Source organism: Fibrella aquatica, from assembly GCF_041321135.1.
Taxonomy (GTDB): Bacteria; Bacteroidota; Bacteroidia; order Cytophagales; family Spirosomataceae; genus Fibrella; species Fibrella aquatica.
This window is the reverse complement of the sequence record NZ_JBGGWF010000001.1, coordinates 1-24721: the sequence shown is the minus strand read 5'-3', so window position 1 is coordinate 24721 and position 24721 is coordinate 1. Positions and strand designations below refer to the sequence as shown.

Annotated in this window: 18 protein-coding genes; 3 read left to right on the top strand and 15 right to left on the bottom strand. The window is 53.4% G+C overall.

Features of this window, described 5'->3' with window-relative positions; all coding sequences use genetic code 11:
* The first annotated feature begins 107 nt into the window (after positions 1-107).
* The gene (locus tag ACAW87_RS00090; protein WP_370721105.1) at positions 108-308 is read left to right on the top strand and encodes a hypothetical protein; all 201 of its coding nucleotides are present in this window, start codon (positions 108-110) and stop codon (positions 306-308) included.
* 161 nt (positions 309-469) lie between these two features.
* Here the strand turns inward: ACAW87_RS00090 and ACAW87_RS00085 are convergent, their stop codons facing one another.
* The 10 genes from ACAW87_RS00085 to ACAW87_RS00040 form a co-directional block, all read right to left on the bottom strand.
* Positions 470-778 (bottom strand): hypothetical protein, encoded by a 309-nt coding sequence (locus tag ACAW87_RS00085; protein WP_370721104.1) that lies wholly within the window; start codon positions 776-778, stop codon positions 470-472.
* A gap of 211 nt (positions 779-989) precedes the next feature.
* On the bottom strand, positions 990-2048 hold the full coding sequence (pseI, locus tag ACAW87_RS00080) for a pseudaminic acid synthase (RefSeq protein ID WP_370721103.1): 1059 nt from the start codon (positions 2046-2048) through the stop codon (positions 990-992).
* A gap of 37 nt (positions 2049-2085) precedes the next feature.
* Complete coding sequence (locus ACAW87_RS00075) at positions 2086-3201, bottom strand: tail fiber domain-containing protein (RefSeq protein WP_370721102.1); 1116 nt, start codon at positions 3199-3201, stop codon at positions 2086-2088.
* A 69-nt stretch (positions 3202-3270) separates the two neighbouring features.
* Positions 3271-3750, bottom strand: coding sequence for a GNAT family N-acetyltransferase (locus tag ACAW87_RS00070; RefSeq protein ID WP_370721101.1), 480 nt, complete (start codon positions 3748-3750; stop codon positions 3271-3273).
* Complete coding sequence (gene pseG / locus ACAW87_RS00065) at positions 3735-4736, bottom strand: UDP-2,4-diacetamido-2,4,6-trideoxy-beta-L-altropyranose hydrolase (RefSeq protein WP_370721100.1); 1002 nt, start codon at positions 4734-4736, stop codon at positions 3735-3737. Before pseG ends, ACAW87_RS00070 begins: the two co-directional genes overlap by 16 nt.
* Positions 4737-4826: 90 nt before the next feature.
* The gene (pseF, locus tag ACAW87_RS00060) at positions 4827-5531 is read right to left on the bottom strand and encodes a pseudaminic acid cytidylyltransferase (protein ID WP_370721099.1); all 705 of its coding nucleotides are present in this window, start codon (positions 5529-5531) and stop codon (positions 4827-4829) included.
* Between the two features lie 276 nt (positions 5532-5807).
* On the bottom strand, positions 5808-7475 hold the full coding sequence (locus ACAW87_RS00055; RefSeq protein ID WP_370721098.1) for a formyl transferase: 1668 nt from the start codon (positions 7473-7475) through the stop codon (positions 5808-5810).
* Complete coding sequence (gene pseC / locus ACAW87_RS00050) at positions 7472-8647, bottom strand: UDP-4-amino-4,6-dideoxy-N-acetyl-beta-L-altrosamine transaminase (protein ID WP_370721097.1); 1176 nt, start codon at positions 8645-8647, stop codon at positions 7472-7474. The genes ACAW87_RS00055 and pseC overlap by 4 nt, the downstream gene beginning before the upstream one ends.
* Positions 8648-8950: 303 nt before the next feature.
* On the bottom strand, positions 8951-9967 hold the full coding sequence (pseB, locus tag ACAW87_RS00045) for a UDP-N-acetylglucosamine 4,6-dehydratase (inverting) (protein ID WP_370721096.1): 1017 nt from the start codon (positions 9965-9967) through the stop codon (positions 8951-8953).
* Between the two features lie 99 nt (positions 9968-10066).
* A complete protein-coding gene (locus tag ACAW87_RS00040) occupies positions 10067-10951 on the bottom strand; it encodes a hypothetical protein (RefSeq protein ID WP_370721095.1) in 885 nt (294 codons plus the stop codon).
* 373 nt (positions 10952-11324) lie between these two features.
* Between ACAW87_RS00040 and ACAW87_RS00035 the strand changes: the two genes are divergently transcribed.
* Positions 11325-12419 carry a GntR family transcriptional regulator gene (locus tag ACAW87_RS00035; protein ID WP_370721094.1) on the top strand — a complete coding sequence of 365 codons (1095 nt, stop codon included), beginning with the start codon at positions 11325-11327 and terminating at the stop codon, positions 12417-12419.
* A 151-nt stretch (positions 12420-12570) separates the two neighbouring features.
* Entirely contained in the window at positions 12571-14724 is a 2154-nt protein-coding gene (locus ACAW87_RS00030; protein WP_370721093.1) for a hypothetical protein, read from the top strand.
* 211 nt (positions 14725-14935) lie between these two features.
* Here ACAW87_RS00030 and ACAW87_RS00025 read toward each other — a convergent pair whose 3' ends face one another.
* From ACAW87_RS00025 to ACAW87_RS00005, 5 genes are all read right to left on the bottom strand, one after another.
* Complete coding sequence (locus tag ACAW87_RS00025) at positions 14936-16339, bottom strand: glycoside hydrolase family 28 protein (RefSeq protein WP_370721092.1); 1404 nt, start codon at positions 16337-16339, stop codon at positions 14936-14938.
* A gap of 99 nt (positions 16340-16438) precedes the next feature.
* The gene (locus ACAW87_RS00020) at positions 16439-16873 is read right to left on the bottom strand and encodes a nuclear transport factor 2 family protein (protein WP_370721091.1); all 435 of its coding nucleotides are present in this window, start codon (positions 16871-16873) and stop codon (positions 16439-16441) included.
* Between the two features lie 141 nt (positions 16874-17014).
* The gene (locus ACAW87_RS00015; protein WP_370721090.1) at positions 17015-19549 is read right to left on the bottom strand and encodes a glycoside hydrolase family 95 protein; all 2535 of its coding nucleotides are present in this window, start codon (positions 19547-19549) and stop codon (positions 17015-17017) included.
* A 196-nt stretch (positions 19550-19745) separates the two neighbouring features.
* Entirely contained in the window at positions 19746-21617 is a 1872-nt protein-coding gene (locus ACAW87_RS00010) for a rhamnogalacturonan lyase (protein WP_370721089.1), read from the bottom strand.
* A gap of 73 nt (positions 21618-21690) precedes the next feature.
* Positions 21691-24585: an exo-beta-1,4-galactosidase gene (locus tag ACAW87_RS00005; protein WP_370721088.1), complete on the bottom strand. Its 2895-nt coding sequence runs from the start codon at positions 24583-24585 to the stop codon at positions 21691-21693.
* Between the last annotated feature and the right edge of the window lie 136 nt (positions 24586-24721).

The following is a 24721-nucleotide window of genomic DNA, read 5'->3' as shown; positions in this document are numbered from 1 at the left end:
TGCAAACGTACGAGCAGCCTAAAACCGACACATGACCAATCCTTGTAGTTTTTTATATCCTGTTTTTTTAATTTTTACCCGGTCTTAACTCATTCAGTGCACATTTTATGAAATACATGTCCTACTGGATTATTCCGCCTATTCTCGTTTTGTATGCCATTAACAAGCTATTCTGGCATGATACTGAACTTGGGCAACAGTACCCCAAGGCGTTGTCGCATACGGGTGTGGCGCTTTTTTTGGGCTGGCAGGTGCTGTATCATTTCTATCTGAAACGCAGATATGGGATTATAGACGACGGTGACTAGTGCTCTTTTGAGCAATTCATTTAGTTGACTATCGCAATCAACCAGCGCTTTTGTTACCCTAGACAAGCACTGGTTTAAATCGAAAGAGCAGTGTTTCTCTACGACTAATTCATAGGGAAACACTGCTCTTTTAAGCGTCAACAGGCATGCTTTGCAGACCGCTACTTCTCGTGATCGGGCAGAATATCGTCGGTATCGTCGAAGAGTTTTTCATCATCGTCTTCATCGATGATCTCGTCATCAGTCTCTGCGTCGGGGGCTTCGCCTTTGAGCGTTTTCAGGTCATCGCGGTGACGGAGTTTCTTATCGTCGACCGTCCGGTTCAGGAACTGGTTGATCTTGTCGATTTCGAAGCTGGTGACAATTTCACCAAATGAGTTGATTTCAATATTGAACCCTTCGAGTTCTTTGTGCACCCGTGGCTTCTCCTGCTCATCGGGGTTTGTGGGGGTCGGTTTCTTCTTTGCCAATGTCGTATATAGGTCGGTACTGGTGTTTTGCTTCTCCGTCAACTCATCAGAGCGTTAACATGTTTTAGTTAGTCTGATGGGACGCGGATTAAAGGATTCAAAAGGATTTACGCGGATTTTTGATTTAAGCGGATTCATTACACTGAAGCAGAGCAAATCCATTGTCATCTAAAAATCCGTGTAGATCCGTTTAATCCCTTAAATCCGTGTACTATACTATCAACTCCCACGATAGCGCAGTGCCGGCGGTGATAGGCTGGGCGGCGGTTTTCGTCAGCACTTCGTCGTAATGGCGGGTGTGCAGGCCATTGGCGGGGCGAATGCTGCGTACGTTGTCCGGCGTGAAGGCTTCGCCCGCTGCCATGTCGCGTACGACGTAGAGCGACCGTTTGAACTGGAGGCTTTTCTGCTCTTTCGGCGTCGGGATATAGCTGATCTGACCCATCGCCAGAAACGCCCGCTCCGATTCCACAACCAGATTTTTTAGCTCGTCCGGCTCCAGCGAAAACGCCGAATCGACACCGCCATCGGCTCGACGGAGCGTAAAGTGCTTTTCGATCACCACCGCGCCCAGCGCCGTTGCCGCTACCGATGCGCCAATGCCCATCGTATGGTCAGACAGGCCTACAGGTACGTTGAAGAGCTGGCTCATGTGCGGAATGGTGAGCAGGTTGGTGCTTTCTGGTGTGGCGGGGTACGTGCTCGTGCATTTGAGCAGAATCAATTCCGTGCAGCCATGATCGCGCAACACCTTCACCGACTCGGCAATATCGGCCACTGTGGCCACGCCCGTACTCATGATCACGGGCTTGCCGGTGCTCGCTACTTTCTTCAGCAGAATATGATCGGTGTTTTCAAACGACGCAATTTTGTAAATAGGGACGTTCAACGACTCCAGAAAATCCACCGCCGTAATATCGAACGGTGAACTGAACGCGACCATGCCGTGCTGTTTGGCCCGCTCGAAAATCGGTCCGTGCCACTCCCAGGGCGTGTAAGCATCCTGATAGAGTTTGTATAGATTCTTATCAGCCCACAGCGATTGGTTATCCCGAATAAAAAACTCGTCTGACTGCCCGTTGAACGTAATCGTGTCGGGCGTGTAGGTCTGGAGCTTCAGCGCGTGTGCCCCAGCCGCCGCCGCCGCGTCGACAAGTTCGAGCGCCCGGTCGAGCGACTGGTTATGGTTCCCCGACATCTCGGCAATCACAAACGGCCGGTGTTGTGGGGAGATGATATAATTGGCAACCTGAATGGGAGGAAATGACATTACAGCTCAGATTAGCTAAGTGACAGACGCCACTTGCCTATTTTTTACGTTTCAACGAGCTTACTTCGCGTTGTAGTTCCTTAATCAGTTGACTTTGGGCATCAAGCATTGCTCGCTGTTCTTTGATTGCTTCGGTAAGCAGGGGAACAAGTCCGTCGTAGTTTACAAACCGCGTGCCCTCGCTGTTTTGTGAAACGACTTCCGGCAGTACGCGCTCTACTTCCTGCGCCATAAAACCAACCTGTTTGCTATCACTACCCTCGCGCCAGTTATAGTAATAGCCGTTCAGTGCGCTCACTTTGTCTGAAGCATGATCCAGGCGAACGATATTCGTTTTCTGCCGCTCGTCCGACATCAGGCTGATTGTTCCGTACAACGTCAGTTTAGCACCGGCCGTGGGTACGCCGCCAATACCTACTCCCGCGCCATTATCTGTGATCTGACTGCCTGATAACGTACCTGAGTTACCAAACTTGGGCAACGTGTTTGTCGCTGAACTGCTAATGGTAGCTAATGTTGAACTGGCAGGTAGCACGTGTCGGGATAAGGTACCGTTGCCATCTGCCATGACTACCGATGTACTTGAGCTAATTGGTAAACCAGCAAAACGAACGCTACCCGTCGTGTGCAATTGCGCCCCTGGTGATGTGGTGCCCAGCCCCAGATTGCCGTTGGCGAGCATCTGCATATGGACGGTGGTGTAATTGCGCCAGGCAAACAGAGGGCGGTATGTGATTGCACCTCCCCCAGTCGATAAGGTATTATCGCCATGGGTACGGGTGTCAAAGAGCAGCATCGGCGAGTTATTGATTAGGTCGTAAGTGGGGTTGGTAACCCCAGCCAGTACCATGGCCGAACCCGCATTGCTTTCAGAATAAGACAGCAGCACCGGCACAAAACTGTTGGTGGTCGTTCCGTTCCGAAATCCGATGTATTCGTGGGTAGAGTGGGTAGGCTGAATGCGTAAAAATTCGTTGAAGCCACCCGACCCGGGATTGCCTTTCGTAATTACTACCCGCCCGGTTTCGCTGGTGGGTAGTGTAATCCGTGTTTCGTCACTGCTATCAATCCACCGGTCAGTGGAAGGGTCCTGTGCGATAGCGATTCCATGAAAGTATAGTAAGCCGGTAGTCAGTAAAAGTTTACGTATCATCTTGTTTTGAACGAGGTAATTGGACTTAGCCGATTAAAACAATCCTATCAGATTCAACGCAATATATACTTATAGCTTTACCAAACGGATCGAATTTGTATTCAGTTTTTGGGTTTGTTCATCATTGATGAACCCTGCCCGTTCAAAGGCGCGTATCGATGGTTGATTGTTTGGTTTGATGTAAGCCGATATACGTACAGCTTGCTCAGGATCATTAGAGTTACGCCAGTGATGCTGGCATACGTTGCTTGCTTCCCGAATAAGTTGCACAGCCAGCCCACGTCCCCGAAATGCATTGTCGACCGACACGCCAATTATCACTTCGCCGTCAGCCTGCCGCTCAAAACGTACCTGGCCAACAGGTATGTTCTCATTAGTCTCGAATACGAGCAATAATACGTCAGGGTCGTTTACTTTTCGGGCAAACCATACTTCGTGGGCTTCCCACGAGATAGGTGCGGAATTGAATGATTGCTGACGTGTAGACGGATCGTTGGCCCAATCGAAATATAGGCGAACGTCATTGACTGTGGCTATTCGATGGTGCATAGCTGCGTGAAAAGCTGCTTATAACGGGCGGCAGCTTTACCGTCGAATACGAGGCGTTGCTTGAAAACCGTGGGCGTCAGGCGGGCTTTACCAACGGCGGTCTGGAACTTATCGGGCGCAATGGGCAACGTCAGTGCGCCCAGCGTCAGATGTCGGTCGCGCATAAACGAGACCAGTCGACTCTGGTTATCGGCGGTCTGAATGATTATCATCGGTCGACTAACGGTGGCCACTTCGTAGGCAATGGTGCTTGCCGCTACGATGCTTAGTCCGCTGCCGCCAATAGCCCGCGCCATCTGCTTGGCCGACAGATTTTGCTGAATACTCAGCCGTTCTTTGGGCAAATCGGCAAATGTTTTCAAATGAGGATTGGCTGAGCCAAGCACCACCGTTACGCGCAGTTCGGCATTCTGGGTCAGGAGCAGTTCAACCACTTCGCGACTAATATTATGCGGATCAGCGCCACCCATATTCACGAACGCTTTATTCTCACCGTCTTTAGGTTGCGCTTTCTGCCGGAACGCCGGATTCACCAACGCGTAAGGCGCACCAAGCAGCAATTTCGTGTACGATTCAGTGTCGTAATCGGCAGGCGTCACGTCACCGGCGTGGTTGATCACGACGTCGGCCACCTGCTTTCCCTGCATCAGGTCATCGATGAAAACGAGTTTGTGCGCCTGTTTCCGAACTGCGCGCTGAAAGGCTTCATCAAAGGCGTAGCCGTCAAGTACCACGACATCATCGGCGGTAACGTACCCAAGAAATTCGTCGAGGTCGTTCGTTTTCAGCGACGTTACCGGGATACCCAGTTTGGCGATGGTTTTCAGAACCGCATCTGATGGTTGCTGAATGGCAAAACGGCGGTCGAAACCTAACTCGCTGCTATCCTCGTCTGGGCTTAGCATGTCGGCGAGGGCAAGGCTACGCATGATGTGGCCCATACCGGTCTGACTGGTACCATCGGCGCGGAAAATAATTCGTTTCATGAGGAAGGGTCGCTCTAGTCGGAAACAACAAAACTACAACACGAACGCCGCCCTGCCACGTCTCTATCCAGCGAATGATAAACCGGTCGATTAGTGACTTGATTCTTTGTTTTGCTGCAGTAACCTGACTTTCAGTTCAGCGAGTTGCCAGTCGGTCAGATTATCAATATCCTGGGCTTCCAGCTCCGAGATTTCGATGCCGCTGGTGTTGGTGGTCAGCAGTTGACCCGTTTCCAAAAAGTTGGGTACGTTGAAGTAGTAAAACTGACCGGCATCGTGAAAAGCAGCTGGCAGATCCTGCGAACGGGAAAGGGCGTGATCAGGCTCACGCCAGGTCAAACGGTTCTGCTGAAAAACGACGGCACGCTGAATGGGAAAACCGAAACGAACCACCGGAAATACGGTATCGAACCCACCTGTTTCCAGCTTACCAAACGCCTCTAGGAGTTTATCGGCGGTAACGAACGGTGCCGTGGCATAGAGGCAGCAGGCCCGGTCGAAGTGCTGCCCGTGCTGCGCATAGGTGTTCAGTACTTCGGTCAGCACGGCGGCGGTAGTTGCGTAATCGTTGGCGGTATCGGCTGAGCGCGCAAACGGAACAGATGCGCCATACAGCTGCGCTGTTTGGGTAATTTCAGCATCATCCGTCGAGACCATCACCTCATCGAACAAACCCGATTCCTGCGCGGCCCGGATAGAGTAGGCGATAATCGGCGACCCCAGAAACGGCCGGATGTTCTTCCGCGGAATGCGCTTGCTGCCGCCACGCGCCGGAATAATACAGAGAGTCTTCATAATTGATGGGCGCACGTTAATTGGAACACGGATTTAAAGGATTAAACGGATTGACGCGGCTTATTGGATTTAAGCGGATTGGCTGATGGCACACGGATTTAAGGGATAAAATCGATTGACACAGATTTTTAGATTATAATGGATTTGCTCTGCTTGAGGTACGAATCCGCTTACATCCAAAATCCGTGTAATCCGTTTAATCCCTTAAATCCGCGTTCCATATATAATCAGCGTCAATCCGTTTAATCCCTTTAAATCCGCGTACCCAATTAAAAATCAGCGTACCATTTGTTTTGCCGTGTATTTACCGGATCGAACGAAGATAGCGAGCGAGTCAGTAGGCTGGGCAGCTGGAATGATGGCGGTGAAGCCGGTGTCTTTGTCGTTGGCCGAGTCTTCCTTGTCGAGGCGCTGATGGAAAAGCGTGGTGTAGTACTGCCAGCCGGTTGCTGTTTTCACGCCCACAAACGTATCGTTGAAGTTCGCTTTACGGCCCGCCACTTTCGCCCACCCGCTAACAACCAGAAAATCTTCGTCGCGCCGCCGTATATCGATTCCGTAAGCCAATGAATCGCCGGGTGTTGTGTTTGGCGAAACTGCAACTACTCGGCTTGCCAAGGACACCAGCGCTATTTGTTCAGGCTGGAAAATATGTCGGCTGGCCAGTTCGGTCAATCGGGAGGCGGGCTGGTATTGTGGGGCAGAGGCACGAATTTGCCCATAGCGTTGCCAGAGCAGGTTGTCGGTTTGCTTCAACTCCTGGAACCGCTCAATCTTGCTCAGGTACGTCCAGTTAGAGACCGCCCAAAGGCCAACCGTTCCGGCCAGCACCGCACCCGCAAACCAGTTAGTCAGGTGAATACCCCGCCAGCGTGGGTCGCGCCGGAGCATGATGTCGAGTACGCTCAGGTACGTTGCCGCCATGTGCAGGGCCGTAATGTTGCGATAGCGTGAGGCGAACACAATGCTGGTATCGTTCTGAATACGGTTCACGGCCAGCATCAGCCCCGTCAGGTGCAGGAATATGAGCAGCCAGAACAGCGTCGGATTAGTCTGATCATAGCGGGTCAAGAGCAGGTACGTTGCCCAGATGATTGTTGCACTACCGAGCAGAATAGGCAGCCAGGCAACGGCAGGATGATAGGCAATGGCTCCCAGAAAGGCCGTATCCAGCGCCAGTAGGTGCGTTAGTTTAGCCGGACTCAAAAGCTGCGACAGCGACGACGCGGATGGATTCTGGTAGTCGTGGAAATAGTACAGCAGCGCCGGAATCGTGATGAGCAACGTACCCAGCGCCCACCGCCAGCGACGTTGAAACAGCCAGCCCAGCAGCAAAATGGGTAATACCAGAATCCCGTTTCCGTTTGTAAACAAGGCAATGAGGGCAATGCCGATGGCCCACCCCTCACAGCGGCGGTTGGCCAGGTAAAAGGCTAGCAACGCCAACGCCGGAGCGGTAACGTTCGAAGCCGCCACAATGCTCCAAAACGCAATATTCCAACCCTGAAATTGAAAAAGCAGGAAGAGAACGGGCAACTGTAGCATTGAAGCGGAACGCCACTCGGCCCCAGCTTCGGTAGTATACTGATAATGAGGAGCATCAACGATCGAACCAGAAGCTTCAGCACTTCGATACAACAACCACGACGTGCCCAGCAAAGCCAGCAGACCCACATACTGCATCACCCGAAAATCGACGGAACCGGTCAGCGCTACGTTGAGCCAGGCAATAAACTTGGCCAGCACCAGCCGGTGGAAATTGTTCTGTTCCAGCAGCAAGGCCGTTTTTGCACTAATTGTCTCGGCGGCAGGAAGCCGATTCAGGAAATCAACGACTACGGGGTAGTCATCCATGTATGGAAAGTCGTAGGCGTACCACAACACCATGCCGACGTAGTACACCACCGGAATGGCCGCAACTCCCCAAAGCAACCACCGTTTCATCGACCTACAAACGTCAGTACCTCGTCGATCACGTACTGCTGCTCCTCATCGGTAAGCGTGGGGTACATCGGCAGGCTCAGGCAACGGCTGTAGTAGCGTTCGGCCAGTAGGTAATCGCCCGGTTTATTACCCTGCTGCTGGTAATAAGGCATGGTATGCACCGGAATATAATGCACCTGCGCGAAGATATTTTTCGCCCGAAGGTGATCATACAGCCCTTTCCGGTCATCGACCTGCACCACGTATAGGTGATACGCGTGTCCTACGTTTTCAGGTGGAACAATAGTTTGTACAGGTGTACCGGCGAAGGCCACATTATACCTAGCTGCAATTTCGCGGCGACGGTCCAGCATTTGATCGGCGCGTTTTAGTTGGCTCAGACCCAGCGCCGCCTGCATGTCGGTGAGGCGGTAATTGTAGCCTAATTCCTGTAGTTGCATGTACCAGCCGCCGCGTTCGGGTTCACCTTCGTAGAGGGGCGTAAAGTCGCCGGGTTTGTTGGTGATGCCGTGGGTACGTAGTCGCATCAGGTGATTGTATAACACTTCAGTGCCAGCCGTGATCATGCCGCCTTCACCACAGGCGATGTGCTTCACGGGATGGAAGCTGAAAATGGCCAGATCGGCCAGCGATGCGTCACCACAGCGGTGGGTACGTTGTTCAGCATCAACAAATGAACCGCCCGGCGAGTGGCAACTGTCTTCCAGCAGCCACAGCCCATGCTCGTCCGCCAAGGCCCGAAACGCGGCCATATCGACGGGGTAACCGCCAAAATCGACGGGGATAATACCCGAGAAATAACCCACAGGCTTCGACTCAATCAGCGCACGAACGCCTTCCACATCAAGCAAAACCGTCTCGGGATCAATATCAGCAAAGTACACCTCGCCGCCGCAATACCGAACGCAGTTGGCCGATGCCGAAAACGTGATCGGCGTGGTAATCACCCGTGTTCCGGGGCCAACGCCCAGGGCCATACAGCACAGGTGAAGCGCCGCCGTTCCGTTTGAGACAGCTACAGCGTAGGGAGCACCAATATATTCGGCAAAGGCCTTTTCAAACGCACCGATGCTTGGTCCCTGCGTGAGCATTGGCCCGCGCAGCACCTCGGCCACCGCCGCAATATCCTCGTCGGTAATATGTTGCCGACCGTATGGAATGATATTCTGCATACTAGAATTGGTACGCGGATTTAAGGAATTTAAAACGATAAGCCGCGGATTTTTGGTGGTAACACGGATTTTACAGATTAAACGGATCTGCGCGGATTGTTATGGGAACACGGATTACGCTGATTAAACGGATTTACATGGATTTTGGATGTAAGCGGATTCGTACCTGATGCAGAGCAAATCCGTTGTCATCCATAATCCGCGTCAATCCGTTTAATCTGTAAAATCCGTGTTCCAATTGCGGAGCTGCGCAGATCCGTTTAATCCCTTAAATCCGTGTTACCATCACAATCCGTGTTCTATTCACACGCTAAATGAAGGATCGACGTGGTCGCGGATTTGCTCGCGGAGTTGCTCTACGGTGAGCCATTCGGTGTTGGTGCCTGAGTTGTATTTGAAGCCTTCGGCTACGCGGTTACCGTTGAACGCGGTTAGGTAGTCGTCTACTTCCCAGGTGGGCGTTGAGGGCGTAATCACGTAATAACGCTCCGTTTCAACCGTATTGAGCGAATCCGTTTCGGTGATCATCTCCTCGTGCAGTTTCTCGCCGGGACGAACGCCCACCAGCACCTGCTCGCAGTTTGGACCAATGGCGGTGGCCACGTCGGTGATTCGGTACGACGGAATCTTGGGTACGTAGATTTCGCCGCCCCAGGCATGTTCCAGCGCATAGAGCACCATTTCAACGCCATCTTCGAGCGAGATATTGAAACGGGTCATGTCGTTGTGCGTGATGGGCAGTACACCTTCTTTCCGTTTTTCCAGAAAGAACGGCACCACCGAACCGCGTGAACCAATTACATTGCCATAGCGAACGACCGAGAAGGTCAGATCGCGCGCGCCTTTCATGTTGTTGGCGGCCACGAACAGCTTATCCGAACAGAGTTTGGTGGCTCCGTAGAGGTTGATCGGCGCGGCAGCTTTATCCGTAGAAAGAGCCACTACACGCTGTACACCGTTGTCGAGGGCTGCATTGATCACGTTTTCGGCACCGAAGACGTTAGTCTTGATGCACTCCATCGGGTTGTATTCGGCGGCAGGCACCTGCTTCAGCGCGGCGGCGTGAATGATGATATCGATTCCTTCACAAGCCCGTTTCATCCGTTCGGCATCGCGCACATCGCCGATGAAATAGCGCATGGCTTTGTATTTGCCCGTCGGAAACGTCTGGCTCATTTCGAACTGCTTCAGCTCGTCGCGCGAGTACACCACCAGCCGTTTAATGTTCGGATGACGCTTCAGCACCATTTCAACGAACTTCTTGCCAAACGAGCCGGTCCCGCCGGTTATGAGAATGGATTTATTTGATAGATCAAGCATATGAGAGAATTAAGAATTAAGAATGCAGAATTAAGAATGGCTTCGCAAGAGACAATGGAACTAGCGGCGGAGCCATTCTTAATTCTGCATTCTTAATTCTTAATTTAATTTGACTCGTTTAAACGCATCAACGTAGCTTTTTGCGCTGGCGTTCAGGACCTGAACGTTCAGCGAAGCGGCGTAGTCGCGCAGGACTTCGTAACTGTAAAAGGCTTTCGACAGGGAGGCAAATTGCGCTGACATACGCGACGTTTCTTTCTTCACTACGTCGTAGACCGGAATGTAGGCAACGGTATTGGGCTTATCGTAAAAATGCTCCTGTTTCATTAGTAGCTCGTTGGTTTCCGACATGCGTATCTCTTCATGCCACGAATGGTCGGCTCCAAAAAGGTATACTTCCTTAAAACGCCGGGTAATGGCCAGATAGAGAGAGGCCGCCAGAATATTCTGCGACTGCGGCATGCCCCACCCCTTTCGGAAGATGAAGAACCGGAACCAGTTGTACCCCCGCACCACGGTATAATTGAAATAAACGACTTTCACATTCGGGTGCTTACCCTGAAGCTGACTAACCAGATAACTGCTCCGCGCAGATTGCGGTACGAACAGATTCATGGGCCAAACGGTGAGGTTGATCAAACAACGAATCGTCTTCTCCACGTCTTTACGGCCGTTGTTCTGCTGGCTGTATAGAAAAAAGGCCGGGTCGAGCAGGGCGTAGTTCATGGGTTGTAGCTGCGCATACTCAGGCGACGAAGCGAAATTATTCACACAGATCACCTCGGTTTCGCGAATGAATGCCAGGTCGTTATCAAGCGATTGGCGGAGCGACGGGCCGTTACCGAGAATAGAACAGGCAGCCCGTTGAGGAGCAGGAATGTCTACCGAAAAACGCGACTTGATCAGCACCTTCAGCAACGACAGTACCGTATCGATAAACAGGCCGAACTGAAGCGAAGCGGCATTGAAAAAAGTTTCGAGCATAGAAAAACCCGCCAACGGGTTCGCAAAAATACCATATCACAGGAGAATACCCATTCGCCTCTGGTAGGGACGTTGGATTCTGGATGCTGGATACCAGACAGAAACGACCCCAACCGACCCGCCTTTTACCAATATCCAGCGTTTAGAATCTAATGTCTGGCAAAACCATTTTATCGAAATAAAGCCGCCTGGCCAAATTACCAAATCGAACAACACAGGTCTGGCAACGTTCCCGGCAACGATTGCATAAATAAAGTCAGATATTTTCTTGATTATATCTAAAAATAGAGGAAAATTAACATGATAAATCGGTCATTTATACAGACCAATCAGTCGCTCTCTTTTTCACACCAACGAATCTGTTCTGACAGTTATGGTAACACGACAAGCCCTCGAACCACGTCCACGTCGTCAGTCGTACGACTTTATCGATGTGTTTCCTCATTCTTCGGCTCCGCTCTATCAACTTCAGTTCAATCCGAAAGACAAGACGCCCAAATACAAGCAAATTGTTCAGTCAATTATCACGGATATTGGTCGGGGCATACTGCGCAAAGGCGAACAGTTGCCATCGATCAGTGAGTTGAGCATTGAGTATTACCTGGCCCGCGACACCGTTGAGAAAGCCTATCGGGAACTCCGGGAGCGCGGTTACATCACCTCGGTGCAGGGCAAAGGGTATTACGTGCAGGCCAACGACGCGCTCAAGCTAAAGATCTTGCTGGTATTCAACAAGCTCAGCTCCTACAAGAAGATCATCTACTACGCCTTTCTGAAAGCCCTCGGCGATCGGGCCAACGTGGACCTGCAGATTCACCACTACAGCGCGCAGCATTTCCAGGAAATCATTGAGGAGAATCTCGGCAAGTACAACTACTACGTGGTAATGCCGCACTTTACGCAGGACCTCGACAAGGCCAACTACATGCAGGTGCTAGAGTCAATTCCTTCCAATCAATTAGTGATGCTCGACAAGGACGTACCTGAACTGGCCGGCAATTTCCTGAGCGTTCATCAGAATTTTGACAAAGATATTCGCGAAGCGCTGGAAACGGCCCAGGATTTATTGACCAAATACAGCCGGATGGTCTTGATTTTACCCAGCGACGGCAACTATCCGGTCGAAATTGCGCGGGGGTTCCGGTCGTTCTGCATCAACGCCAACAAAGAGTTTGCCATCAAGGAAAACGCTATCAACGAACATTTGCAGGCGGGCACTGCCTACGTGGTGGTCGAAGAAACGGACCTGTCAGAACTGGTAAAGAAGGTGCGGCAAACCAATTTCCAGTTAGGTCGCGAAATCGGGATGATCTCGTTCAACGACACCACACTGAAAGAACTGCTGGATATTACCGTTGTAAGCACCAACTTCGAAGCGATGGGCTACACTACCGCCTCCCTCTTGCTCGACAATAAACAGATCAAGGTTAAAAACCCGTTTTACATGATCCGGCGCGGGTCGCTGTAGAAGTAAGAGGTAGGAAGTGAGAGGCAAGATTTGAGACTCTCGTTGTCGCTTGCCTGTGCGAGTGATAACGAGAGTCTCAAATCTTGCCTCTCACTTCTTGCTTCTTACCTCTCAAATCTCACTTCTTGTCTCTCACTTCTTGCTTCTGATAATGCGTTCTCTCTATTCACTTTTCTTCCTTTCCCTTCTTCTACCAACTGAATTAACCGTTGCCCAAGTCAGTAAAGGCAACATTGACCGTAAAGCCCTCGTCAGTCGCCACGCCGTTGTCAATACCCGGTTCGATACACTCGGATCGGTGTCGGTGGGGAATGGTGAATTTGCCTTTACCGTGGATGCTACGGGCCTGCAAACGTTTCCTGATTATTACAAAGACGCCGTTCCGTTGGGTACGCAGTCGCAATGGGGGTGGCATGCCGTACCAAATCCGGCTGATTACAAGCTAAGTGAAGTGTATAACACCATTGATCAGCACGGGCGAAAAGTACCGTACACGTTCTCGATCAAGGGCGCGGGTCGACAGGAGGCGGTGTCGAACTATTTTCGCGAAAACCCGCACCGGCTACACCTCGGCATGATCGGTTTCGACCTGAAAAAAGCAGATGGCTCAGCCGTGAAAATGACCGACCTGCGCAACATTCGGCAAACGCTGGATATGTGGAAAGGTGAGATCAGAAGCCATTTCAGCGTGGAAAATCAACCCGTGGATGTGGTAACAATCTGCCACCCCACACAAGATATGGTGGCCATTCAGGTACGTTCCCCACTGGTAGCTACAGGCCGGTTGCAGGTTATATTGCGTTTCCCCTACGGCGCCACCAACTGGGAAGGCTTCCCTGATTTCAGCAAGCCCACACGCCATACCACCCACCTGCGGTCAGAAAACGCCAATGCCGTAATACTTGAACGTCAACTCGACACCACCCGCTATACCGCCGCCCTAGCCTGGACAGGAAAAGCCACGGTTCGCGAAGTGAAGGCCCACGAGTTTGCCTTGACCCCCGACAAATCGGCCACGACGCTGGCCTTTACCTGCCGGTTTATGTCGGGTTCGATGCCACCGAAAATAGCCCAACCCAATTTTGCCACGACGCATCAGGCCAACCAGACCCACTGGCAATCGTTCTGGACAACGGGCGGAGCGGTTGACCTGTCGGGCAGTACCGATCCACGCGCAAAGGAGCTGGAACGGCGGATCGTGCTGTCGCAATACCTGACCAAAATTCAGTGTTCGGGATCGATTCCTCCGCAGGAAACCGGCCTGACTTACAACAGTTGGTACGGCAAACCGCACCTCGAAATGCATTGGTGGCACGCGGCCCATTTTCCCCTATGGAACCGCCCCGCGCTGCTCGAAAAGAGTCTGAGCTGGTACAACAGAGCACAGCCTGGTGCCGCTGATCTGGCACAGCGGCAGGGCTTCAACGGCGTTCGCTGGCAGAAAATGGTCGATGAGGTGGGTAACGAAAGTCCGTCGCCGATCGGCCCGTTCCTGATCTGGCAGCAGCCGCATTTTATTTACTTCGCCGAACTCAGCTACCGCAACCACCACGACCAGAAAACGCTGAACGCCTACAAAGACCTCGTTTTCGCCACCGCCGATTTCATGGCCTCCTACGCCTGGCTTGACCCGCAAAAGGGTAAATATATCCTGGGAAAAGGCATGATTCCGGCGCAGGAACGCTTCAAATATGCCAGCACCTATAACCCACCGTTCGAACTAGCCTACTGGTGGTGGGGCCTCACCACCGCTCAGCAATGGCGCGAACGCCTGGGCATGCCCCGCAACGCAGAATGGGACAAAGTACTGGCCGGTCTGTCGCCGTTCCCCGCGCAGGATGGTCTGTACCTAGCCGCCGAAAGTGCCCCCGACTCATATACCAACCCCGAGTTCGTGACCGACCACCCGGCGGTGCTGGGCGCGTATGGCTACATGCCTAAAACGCCCTCGCTCGACGTACCCACGATGGACCGCACCTTCGACAAGATCATGACCGTCTGGAAGTGGGAAAGCACCTGGGGTTGGGATTATCCACTCGTAGCCATGACGGCCGCCCGCCTCGGCAAACCCGATAAAGCCATTGATGCCCTGCTGATGCCGGTAACCAAAAACACGTTCCTGCACAACGGCCACAACTACCAGCGCGATAACCTCCGTATTTACCTCCCTGGAAATGGTGGCCTACTCACGGCTGTAGCCATGATGTGCGCCGGTTGGGATAACGACTCAGGTACGTTATCGCCCGGTTTCCCGAAAAATGGCAAATGGGTTGTACGCTGGGAAAACCTGTCAAAAATGCCTTAGGAGTGATGGGAACACGGATTACGCTGGTTTTCCGCATTTGCGCGGTATGTATGGGAACACGGATTAAATGGATTGACGCGGATTTTAGATTTAAAACGGATTCGTGAAATGAAGCAGAGCCACCAATCAGTTTTAATCCGAAATCCGCGTCGATCGTTTTTAAATCCCTTTAATCCGCGTACTATAAAAATTCCGCGTACTGTATCAGTACCTATAAACTCAGCCCGTCACTGTTTTTGACCACGATGGGTTTGCCGTCTTTTGCCGTGATGGTCATGTTTTTCACCGTCCAGCCTTTGGCGAAATCGATTTGACCGGCGGTGTTGGCGGCAATGGTTACGTCGTTGAACGTGAAGTTTTCAAGCAGTGAATTGGCAAGGCCCGCCGCCATAATGCCGCGTTTGGCTCCGGTTACTTTCAGACCGGAAATATGCACGTCTTTGAAGTGCGGAATACCCCGCTCGGCTGGTTCTACTTTAGCCAGCATGGCCTTCCAGTGGGCGGGTAGGGTTGCTTCGGTGTAGCCTTCGGGAAGGGTCGAGTAGCTGTAACTGGGGTTCCAGTTCATAGTTACCTCCACCGGCACACCCACGTCTTCCATCGTGATATTTTCCATGTAAATATCCGACACGGTGCCGCCCCGTGTCATGGCCGACTTCAGGCGAATGCCCACGCCGGTACCTTTGGCAGTCAGGTTACGGGCCATCACGTGGTGGATACCGCCCGATGTTTCGCTACCAAAGGTGATCAGTCCACCACCGGCACCAGATACACAATTCTGAATGAGTACGTATTCGGTTGGCCGATTCACACGCAGCCCATCCCAGTCGCGACCCGCTTTGAGGCAGAAATTATCATCGTTGCAATCAATGTCGCAGTTCTGCACCAGAATGTAGGTCGACGAGTCGATATCGATACCGTCGGTACTGGGGCCGTGCCCGTCAATGTTGTTGCGAATGATTAGCCCGTCGACCGTAACGTGGTCGGAGTAAAGGATATGTACCGTCCAGAAACCAGCCTGTTGCAGCGTGATACTTTTCAGGGTTATATCTGACGAGCCGGAGACGAGCAACGTGCGGGGGCGCTTGGCGTCGTAATCTACAATCCAACGCAGGCCTTTGGCTTCGTACTCTTTGCGCAGGGCCCAGTAGCTGTCCCAGAACGGCTTGCCCTGTGCGTTAACAATACCTGTGCCGGTGATTGCCACGTTTTTCTGGTCGATGATGTTGATCAACGCGGCTGGCCAGCGCATTTCAATTCCCGCCACCCGCGTATCGATCTCCGGGTAATCGGCCAGCGATTGGCTACCGAGCAGCTCAACGCCTTTGTCGAGGTGCAGCGTAACGCCCTTTTTGAGGAATAGCGAGCCCGTCAGGTATTGCCCCGGTTTGAATGTCACCACGCCGCCCCCTTTCGCCGCGCAGGCATCGATCGCCCGCTGAATGGCTTTTGTTGCGAGCGTTTTTCCGTCGGCCACGGCTCCGTAGCTAGCGGTCGAAAACACCGTTTTTTTCGATGGTGCCGTGCGTGCCCCAACCAGCTTCACCCAGGCCGGAGGCGCGGGTTTTTCCGTGGCGGGAAGGAGGAGGAAAAGGAAAAGAAGGAGGTTGATCATGTTGGAAAATGGGAAGCGTTGGTTTCTGCATTGCTTCGCGCTGGTGTGTATTGCTTTCGCATAGCCCTTCGACAAGCAATACAACTTATACACAGACCTCTACACCTTCACCGCCTGACGGGCTACCAGTTTCCAGTCACCTTTCTGATACACCCATACGAGCAGAATACCGATATGCGCAGTGGCGGGTACGCCTTTGTTTGCCGTTACGGCGGTAAGCACGTGCCGAACCAGCGCGGTATTATCCACGATCTGGATGGTTTGCTCGGTCAGGTCGATGGTTTTGAAATCAGAATCGTTGCTCACCAACGCCCGGATGAACTCGGCTTTATCTTCAATCTTTCCACCCGAGTGGCCGTAGGTCAGTTTATCGGAAGCCAGTTCGCTCAGGTTCGCCTCGGTCGGGTCGATCATGGCCTTGCGGAGCTTTTCAACGGCGTCGGCCACGCCTTTTTCATTCTTCTGAGCAAGAGAAGTAGTGCCCGAGAGGGTGCACATGGCCAAGGTAGCGGCAAAGAAGAGGAGGGTTTTCATTATTGGAGGTTGGTTTAATAAAATGGTTTATGTAACGCGGACTTCAGTCCGCATGTATCATCAATAAGTTAACGATGGCTTCTCTGCAATGGCTGTGCGGACTAAAGTCCGCGTTACGATCAGTCACCGCTTAGACAAGCCCTATTTACCCACCAGCACGTACGACTTCCCCGGCGCGGTTGCCAGATCATACACTGCGACGCCGTTAGTAGAAGTTTCCGGCGTTTGGGTACGGTATTGGCTTTCGGGAAGGGCGTAGAATGGATTTGGGTTAACGCCGCCGGCAGCCTTCAATCCGGTTGCCACTAACGTACCCGGTACTCGTAGTCGGCAATTACCACCTAGCGCCGAGCGCACGACGACGCGCGTCAGCTTACCCGCTTTCCAGGTCATATCCAGTTCGTAGCCGCCGCGTGCTTTCAAGCCTTTTACCTCACCCGACGACCAGACATCGGGACGGGCAGGTAGCAGGTTCAGCACGCCGTCGTGGCTTTGCAACAGCATTTCACCGATGCCCGATGTGCCGCCGAAATTACCGTCGATCTGAAACGGTGGATGCGCACACAACAGGTTTGGGTACGTTCCGCCGCCTTTGTTGTAGTTGGTGCCCTCCATGCCGGTCAGCTTCAGCAGTTCGCGCAGGAGTTTATAGGCGTGGTTGCCATCGTGCAATCTGGCCCAGAAATTGATCTTCCACGATTTACTCCAACCCGTACCGTCGTCCCCCCGGATTTCGAGCGTTTTGCGGGCGGCATCGGCCAGGGCGGGCGTGGTTAGCGGAGACACTTCCCGGCCGGGGTGTAGGGCGTACAGGTGCGATACGTGCCGGTGTTGCGGGTCTTCGTCTTCCCAGTCCTTGTACCACTCCTGCAAGTTGCCCTTCTTGCCAATTTGCAGTGGGAACAGCTTTTTCTTGGCATCAAGCAGTTTCTGCCGGAAGTCAGCATCGATGTTAAGTTGCTCCGACGCTTGAATCGTGTTGCTGAACACGTCCCAAACCAGGGCCATATCCATCGTGGTGGCTACCGATACGGAATTTTTCTGGCCGCTTTCGGTAATGAACACGTTTTCGGGCGAGGTCGACGGGGCGGTGACCAGGTGGCCTTTTTTATCATCGACCAGCCATTCCAGGCAGAATTGGGCAGCGTCTTTCATCAGCGGGTAGGCGTAACCTTTCAGGTACGTTCGGTCGCCGGTGTACGCGTAGTGATCCCACAGGTGCTGACTCAGCCACGCACCGCCCATTGCCCAGTTGGCCCATGATGGACTACCTTTTCCTTTGTCGCCAACGGGATTCGACAGGCCCCAGATGTCGGAGTTGTGGTGCACCGTCCAGCCGCCCATGTTGTAAAAATTCTTGGTCGTTTCGCGACCCGTTGCGGCCATGTTGCCGATCCAGTCGAGCAGGGGCGTGTGCAGTTCGGATAGGTTAGCCATCTCGGCGGGCCAGTAATTCATCTCCGCGTTGATGTTGGTGGTGAAGTTGCTGCTCCACGGTGGCCGAACCATAGGGTTCCAGATACCCTGCAAATTGGCCGGAATACTAAAACTGCCCGCCGTTTTAGGCCGCGACGAGGAGATCAGCAGGTACCGTCCAAACGCAAAATATAGACTCTCCAACGCCGGGTCGGTGGCTCCGTCGGTGTATCGTTTCAGGCGCTCATCCATTGGCAGGTCTACCGGTGCGGCATCGCCATTGAGCGTTAAGCTCATGCGGTTGGCCAGCTTCTGGTAATCAGCAATATGGTCGCGACGAATTAAGGCGGCTGATCTGGCCATTGCTTTGCTCAGGTACGTCTGGGCCAACTTCTTTTCATCGCGCCCTTCACTATCCGGGCATTTATCGAAGCCGTTGAAACTGGTGGCAGCGGTCACGTACAGAATCGCCTCGGTCGCGCCCTGAATCCGAATGCCAGCCGTATCCGCCGATGCCTGTCCATCGGTCGACTTGACCTTAACGCGCCAGTCGAAGCGCATGCCCTTACAACCGGCGCTGTCGGTGTAAATCACGGCTTGCTTATTGTAGTTGACGTAATTCGGGTCGGCATGGGCGGGCGCTTTACCCCGCATAATCAGTTCGTCGCGGCCCGGTACCGTTTTCGACATCGGATGCGGACTGCGTGTTGCGGCGGTAAAATTCAGTGCCCCTTTCTTGCTCGACGTCAACCGGATCACAATCACCTGATCGGGTGCCGACACGAAGATTTCGCGGGTGTAGGCCACACCATCGATGGTGAAACGGGTAGTAGCCGTCGCGTTGGTAATATCCAGATCGCGGTAATAATCCGTGGCGGTGCCGGTCAGCGGTTGTTTTAACACCAAGTCGCCCAGTGGCTGGTAGGCGTCGGAGTACAGGCCCTGAATTTTCTGCGTCAGTTTAGCAGCAGCAGCATAATCTTCGCGAAAGAGAGCCTCACGCACCTCAGGCAGGTATTTGGCGACGCCGGGGTTCGGGTTCTTGTTCACTGGCCCACCCGACCAGAGGGTTTCTTCGTTTAGTTGAAGCAACTCTTCATTCACTTTCCCAAACACCATCACACCCAGTCGGCCGTTACCAATGGGCAGGGCTTCATTCCAGTTTCGGGCGGGTTGCTTGTACCAGAGCGTCTTCGTTTTTTGCCCAAAGGAGGCAATCGACGCAAGCATTAGAAAAGCAAAAAGGGGTAATCGTATCATCTGGGTAAGAAAAGTGGTTCGTGAACGTAAAGGGGAGCGGGTCGTTTCGTTTACTTGGTTAAGCTCGATTTGTTGGGGTGGCTTCGCGTTGTGTATTGCGTAGCTTCGCGCTTGTGGCCCTTCGACTAGGCGTCCCCGACAGGCTCAGGGCCTGCAGCGCGAAGCCACGCAATTCACGAAGAATCACCATACACCCTCACTTCGCTTTCGTTACAATATTTGGTTGTACCGGCATCACCATGTCGGTACCCAAATAAAAGCTAGGGTGAGGAGGCTGGTTATAGGCTGAATTTTGTTGGGCTACGGCTACGCGGTACTGCGCGTCGTGCATGAGCGTGAACAGCCGGGTTGCCGTTAGGTCGGTGGTGGTAAACAGGAGTAATTCCGTATTGGTACTGTTGCGGTAAACGATCTCTTCGCGCCAGTCGCCAAGCAGGTCAGCGGTTACGCCGGGGGTGGCTTTGGTACCGTTGTTCGATATGCCGCCCGCGACATCAGTAGCCGAAAACAGGCGGTTGTTGGTGTTCGTTGTCGGATCCCATTTGCTGACTCGCGGCCCGTCCAGCAATTCGCGCGACAGGTCACCATCCCACCAGATCGCGAAGTTCATGGACGGTTTTCTTGTGCCAATTTGCTGACCCTTGCAGTCGTAGAGGCCACCCGTTGCCCCCCAGCATTCGTAGCCTTTGTGCGTCGGGTCAATATCGGCGGCGAGGCTCCGGCCAATGTCATCGGTGCCGGGTACGCCCCACAGCGGCTGTCCCGTTTTCGCATCGCGAAACTCAAGACCGTAGTTGCCATACGAACGCGGTGACTCGTGACATTGCCAAACCTCCTGACCGGGCCGGTCCGGGTCCATATCGCTCATATGCAGCGCATCGCCGTGACCCAGACCGTTGGCATACAAGCCTTTACCATCATCATCAATCACGCTGGAGCCGTTGATAATCTCGTCTTTTCCATCGCCATCGACATCGCCGGTGGTCAGCTGATGATTACCCTGACTCCGATACGCGCGGTTTTCAGGCGACGATTCGCTATCGAAGATCCACCGTTGGGTTAGCTTGCCATTCCGCCAATCCCAGGCAGCGCGCGCTAGTCGAGTGTAGTAACCACGTCCCATCACGAGGCTGGGCCGCTGACCGTCAAGGTAGGCTACTGTGGAAACAAAGCGGTCGATGCGGTTGCCGTTGGCGTCGCCCCAGGTAGCGCGCATCTGATCGTCGGTGGGATTGTCGCCGCCTACGGGATCGCGCTGGGGCAGGAACGTTGTGCTAGCCATCGCCGCGCCCGTTTTTCCGTTGAAGATGGTCAGAAACTCAGGTCCTTTCAAAATGAAGCCTTTTCCGTTCCGATGATCGGCGTTGGCATCGCCGATCACTTTTCCTTTTCCATCAACGGTACCGTCGGCGGTTTTGCAGGCGATTTCAGCCTTGCCGTCGCTGTCCAGATCGTAGACCATAAACTGCGTGTAGTGCGCCCCCGCCCGGATATTTTTGCCCAGGTCGATACGCCACAGGCGGGTTCCGTCCAGTTTGTAGCCATCAAGGTAAACGCTTCCGGTAACGCCCGCCTGTGAGTTGTCTTTGGCGTTCGACGGGTCCCACTTCACCACGATCTCGTAATCGCCATTCCCATCCAGATCACCCACGCTGCAATCATTGGCCACATAGCTGTAAGCCTGTCCGGCGGTAGTTGACCCACTTTCCGGTGCCTGAATCGGGATCGACAGGTAGTTTTTCGCCCACACACTTGCCGCTTCCGAAGCCGCCTGTTCTTTCCCCTTAATGATAGGGCGAACCGTATACGTACCTGCTGAACTGATCTTGTCGATCAGATTCGTGGCACCGGTAATGGGCGATGCGTTGATCTTCGTTTTCCCCCGATATACATTGAATGCAACGTCAGCCGGGTCAGTCCCGAATAGTCGCCAACCTATATACACAGCATCGGCACTAGACCGAACGGCCACCACGCCCCGGTTCAGTCGCTCCATCTGGCGTTGAGCTGTTGCGGCTACTGTGGGGAGGAGGCAGCTTAGCAGCAGTAAGGTTAGTTTTCGTAGCATGGGGTTAGGGAGTTGTTTAGCCGACAGTAAACCTATAAGGTCTTTTTGAGACCTTATAGGTTTGATTCGCCAATCAATACTTCAACTGCGCTTTCGTTTTCAGCTCATCCGGCGCATCGGCGGTGTAGGCTTTGAACGTATCCTGCGAGGGCGTTGTAAACAGGGCTTTAACTACCGATAACTCGACGGATTCTTTCGGATTGAAACGCGACGATTGCATGTAGTTGGTCAGGCTGTGAAGCAGTTGACGGGCCACTGGGCGGCTTTCGGAATTGCTCATCAGGTCGGCGCTGCATAGCATGAGCTTGCCGGTGCCGACGCGCGTTTCGAGGATCATGCCCAGGCGACGGTTCAGGAACCAAGTGTCGATCGGCTGCACCAGCGGGCGGAACGAGAGCGGAAAATCTTCGAGATTCATCACCTGTGCCTTATTCACGATTTCCCACCACTGTAGGTTACTGTGATACTCCGTCGGAAAGTCGGCGAACGCGGGGTGCTTCGGATCGACCAGGAAGCCGAGCGTGTGGGGCGGACGCATTTTGAACCACGATGTATTCCAGAATACCGGTTGCATTTGCTGCACCACTTCTTTACCCTTCTCGATCTTACCCGCCGCCTGCAAAAAGACCTTACCGCCGTGTTGAAGCGTTTCTTCAGCTTTGGCATCCAGTTCGGTGCAGAAATAGATGTCGGCCGGTTTCGCCTCCGCCACGGTAGCGGGGTATACCCAAATCTCCCAGTCGTTGGTGGTCGACGTACCTGCGAGCGACGTAGTTAATTTCAGCTTTTGCGCCTTCGTCTGTCCAGTCAACGGCACCGAAATTTTACCGATCGCGTTGTTGCTGCCAATCGGAATGGTTGCCTGATCGAAATATCCACTGGCAACTACGGCCTGTTTGGCATCCGTCAACGTCCAGTTAATGCGCGCTTTGGTGAGCGGGGCTTTGCCGAAGTGGCAGACCTCCAGATCAGCCGTTACCGATTCGTTCGATTGATAGACGAACTTAGGCAGACGGGCCAGCAACACGGTTGGGGCACAGAACCGGGTAAACTCCGGGGCGGTCAGGTAGCCTTTTTCATCCCAAAACGGATCGAGTAAACCAACCAGCGCGGTGCCTTGCCCCGAGTAGTCGTTCAGGGACAACATCTGGAAACCAGCTGAACCGGGCGTGCGAAAGGCCATTTCCATTTCGGTCTTGTAGCTCAACACCTGTAGTCTGCCCGTCGCCATCAGGAAATCATCGCCCAGATCGGCCATACCACGGTCGGCGAGGTCTTCCTGAAACAGTTCGAAGTTCTTCGCCTTATACACGCCGGTATACTTTTTGATTTCCTTGAAATTCGGAAATACGCACCACTGTCCCAGTTCGTGCGTTACGTACGGCACCTTGAAATCGGCGATTTTACTTTGGTAATCACCCGTACTTCCCGGAAGCTGATTCCACGGCAGTCCACGCGGCCCCGACTTGATCATGTATTCGTTTTCGGGCACCAGCGGCCAGCTCATCGCCACCGACGCGCCCGTGTATTTCCGACGGGGATCTTTCGCTTTCCAGTAGTTGATGAACTTGGCCAGGTACTGCGCCTGCTTGCCCCCACGCGGCTCGTTACCGTAGGCCAGCATGCAGTATGATGCGTAGTTGCCATACGCCTTACCCATTCGGTTGGTTTCGTCATAAATGAACTTGTCGATCGGGTGTCCGTCGCCCAGCGACGAGCCGTGATTGGCCCAGCTTGGTCCTTCCGGTTGCAGGTAGAAGCCCACCAGATCGGCCGCTTCAAACGCTGCTTCGGGCGGACAGTACGAGTGGAACCGCATGTGGTTCAGCCCGTATTTCTTCGCGATCTTATAGACACGTACCCAGGCCGCTACATCCATCGGCGCGTAGCCCGTCAGCGGAAACTGGCAGTTTTCTACCGTCCCGCGCAAAAAAGTTGGCCGACCGTTGACCGTGAACCGGGTTCCGTCAATGCCAAACTCGCGCATCCCGAACGATACCTGCCGGTCGCTTTGCAAGCCGTTGGTCGTTTTGATGGTGGCTGTTAGCCGATATAACGCCGGGTCGAACTCATCCCAGGTGAGGAAATTAGCGCCCATCGGCAAATCGACTTCTACCACTTTTTGGGTACCATCCAGCTTCACCGGCACCGTCAGCGGCTTCACCGATTGTTTTATGGGCGTGTTAAAACTCGCCGCCGCCAGCGTAATCGTTCCCGTCAGCGGTTGCTTCTGTAATTGGTGAATAGTCAGCTTTACCCGTGCCCGTTTATTGGCCAGATCGGGGTAGACCTGTACATCATCGAACCAAACGGGGGCCTCGGCGCGGAGTTCGAGCTTGCCGACAATGCCGTTCCAGTTGCCCTGCGTATGGTCGGTCAGGCTGTGCGAATCTTTACCGACGTTGATTTCCTTGATGCGATTATCAATACGGATCGAAATGGTGTGTTTGCCGGGCGTCAGGGCGCTGCTGAGGTCGTACTCATGCGCCACGACCATGCTGTTTTGCAGGCCAACCTCCCGATCATCGACCCAGACGCGGGTTTCGGTATGCGCCCGTTCCAGCACCAGCGTAACGTGCTGCCCCGTCCACGTTTTCGGAATGGTCACGTCTTTCTGATACCAGGCCGCGCCCACATAATGCTTGGCGGGCGTCAGCCAGAACGGAAATTTCAGGTTATCGGGCTGACGATAGCGGGCCATGCGCGGATTGAAATACCACGAACTATCGTAGATACTGCCCGTCCACTGCGTGTTTAGCGTCACCTTGTCGCCCTTATCGTTTTCAAGCATCGAGCCGGGCAACTTGATGGTTTCGGGCAACGTGGTACCGAACCATTTTTCGGTCACCCCAACATCAGTTGGGTCAGTCCGAAACCGCCATTGACCTTTCAGCGAGATGGGTGCTGGCGCAGCGATACTGCTGATTGATACGATGAGCAGGAAAAGAATTCGTAACGAGTTGAGCATTTGGGGGAAGGGGAAAGGGTTTTAGTCGGCGTAGCCCCGCGGCGGCGGACCGTCCCGCCCTAAAGGGAGCCTGCTGGCGCATTCGTATTGCTTACGCACTAGCGAACCGGCGTAAGCAATACGAATGCGCCAGCAG

Excerpts from the sequence above, each read along its gene's own strand:
- ACAW87_RS00090 (WP_370721105.1), top strand. The coding sequence starts at position 108 with ATGAAATACATGTCCTACTGGATTATTCCGCCTATTCTCGTTTTGTAT.
- pseI (WP_370721103.1), bottom strand. The coding sequence starts at position 2,048 with ATGTCATTTCCTCCCATTCAGGTTGCCAATTATATCATCTCCCCACAA.
- ACAW87_RS00075 (WP_370721102.1), bottom strand. The coding sequence starts at position 3,201 with ATGATACGTAAACTTTTACTGACTACCGGCTTACTATACTTTCATGGA.
- ACAW87_RS00070 (WP_370721101.1), bottom strand. The coding sequence starts at position 3,750 with ATGCACCATCGAATAGCCACAGTCAATGACGTTCGCCTATATTTCGAT.
- pseG (WP_370721100.1), bottom strand. The coding sequence starts at position 4,736 with ATGAAACGAATTATTTTCCGCGCCGATGGTACCAGTCAGACCGGTATG.
- pseF (WP_370721099.1), bottom strand. The coding sequence starts at position 5,531 with ATGAAGACTCTCTGTATTATTCCGGCGCGTGGCGGCAGCAAGCGCATT.
- ACAW87_RS00055 (WP_370721098.1), bottom strand. The coding sequence starts at position 7,475 with ATGAAACGGTGGTTGCTTTGGGGAGTTGCGGCCATTCCGGTGGTGTAC.
- pseC (WP_370721097.1), bottom strand. The coding sequence starts at position 8,647 with ATGCAGAATATCATTCCATACGGTCGGCAACATATTACCGACGAGGAT.
- pseB (WP_370721096.1), bottom strand. The coding sequence starts at position 9,967 with ATGCTTGATCTATCAAATAAATCCATTCTCATAACCGGCGGGACCGGC.
- ACAW87_RS00040 (WP_370721095.1), bottom strand. The coding sequence starts at position 10,951 with ATGCTCGAAACTTTTTTCAATGCCGCTTCGCTTCAGTTCGGCCTGTTT.
- ACAW87_RS00035 (WP_370721094.1), top strand. The coding sequence starts at position 11,325 with ATGGTAACACGACAAGCCCTCGAACCACGTCCACGTCGTCAGTCGTAC.
- ACAW87_RS00030 (WP_370721093.1), top strand. The coding sequence starts at position 12,571 with ATGCGTTCTCTCTATTCACTTTTCTTCCTTTCCCTTCTTCTACCAACT.
- ACAW87_RS00025 (WP_370721092.1), bottom strand. The coding sequence starts at position 16,339 with ATGATCAACCTCCTTCTTTTCCTTTTCCTCCTCCTTCCCGCCACGGAA.
- ACAW87_RS00020 (WP_370721091.1), bottom strand. The coding sequence starts at position 16,873 with ATGAAAACCCTCCTCTTCTTTGCCGCTACCTTGGCCATGTGCACCCTC.
- ACAW87_RS00015 (WP_370721090.1), bottom strand. The coding sequence starts at position 19,549 with ATGATACGATTACCCCTTTTTGCTTTTCTAATGCTTGCGTCGATTGCC.
- ACAW87_RS00010 (WP_370721089.1), bottom strand. The coding sequence starts at position 21,617 with ATGCTACGAAAACTAACCTTACTGCTGCTAAGCTGCCTCCTCCCCACA.
- ACAW87_RS00005 (WP_370721088.1), bottom strand. The coding sequence starts at position 24,585 with ATGCTCAACTCGTTACGAATTCTTTTCCTGCTCATCGTATCAATCAGC.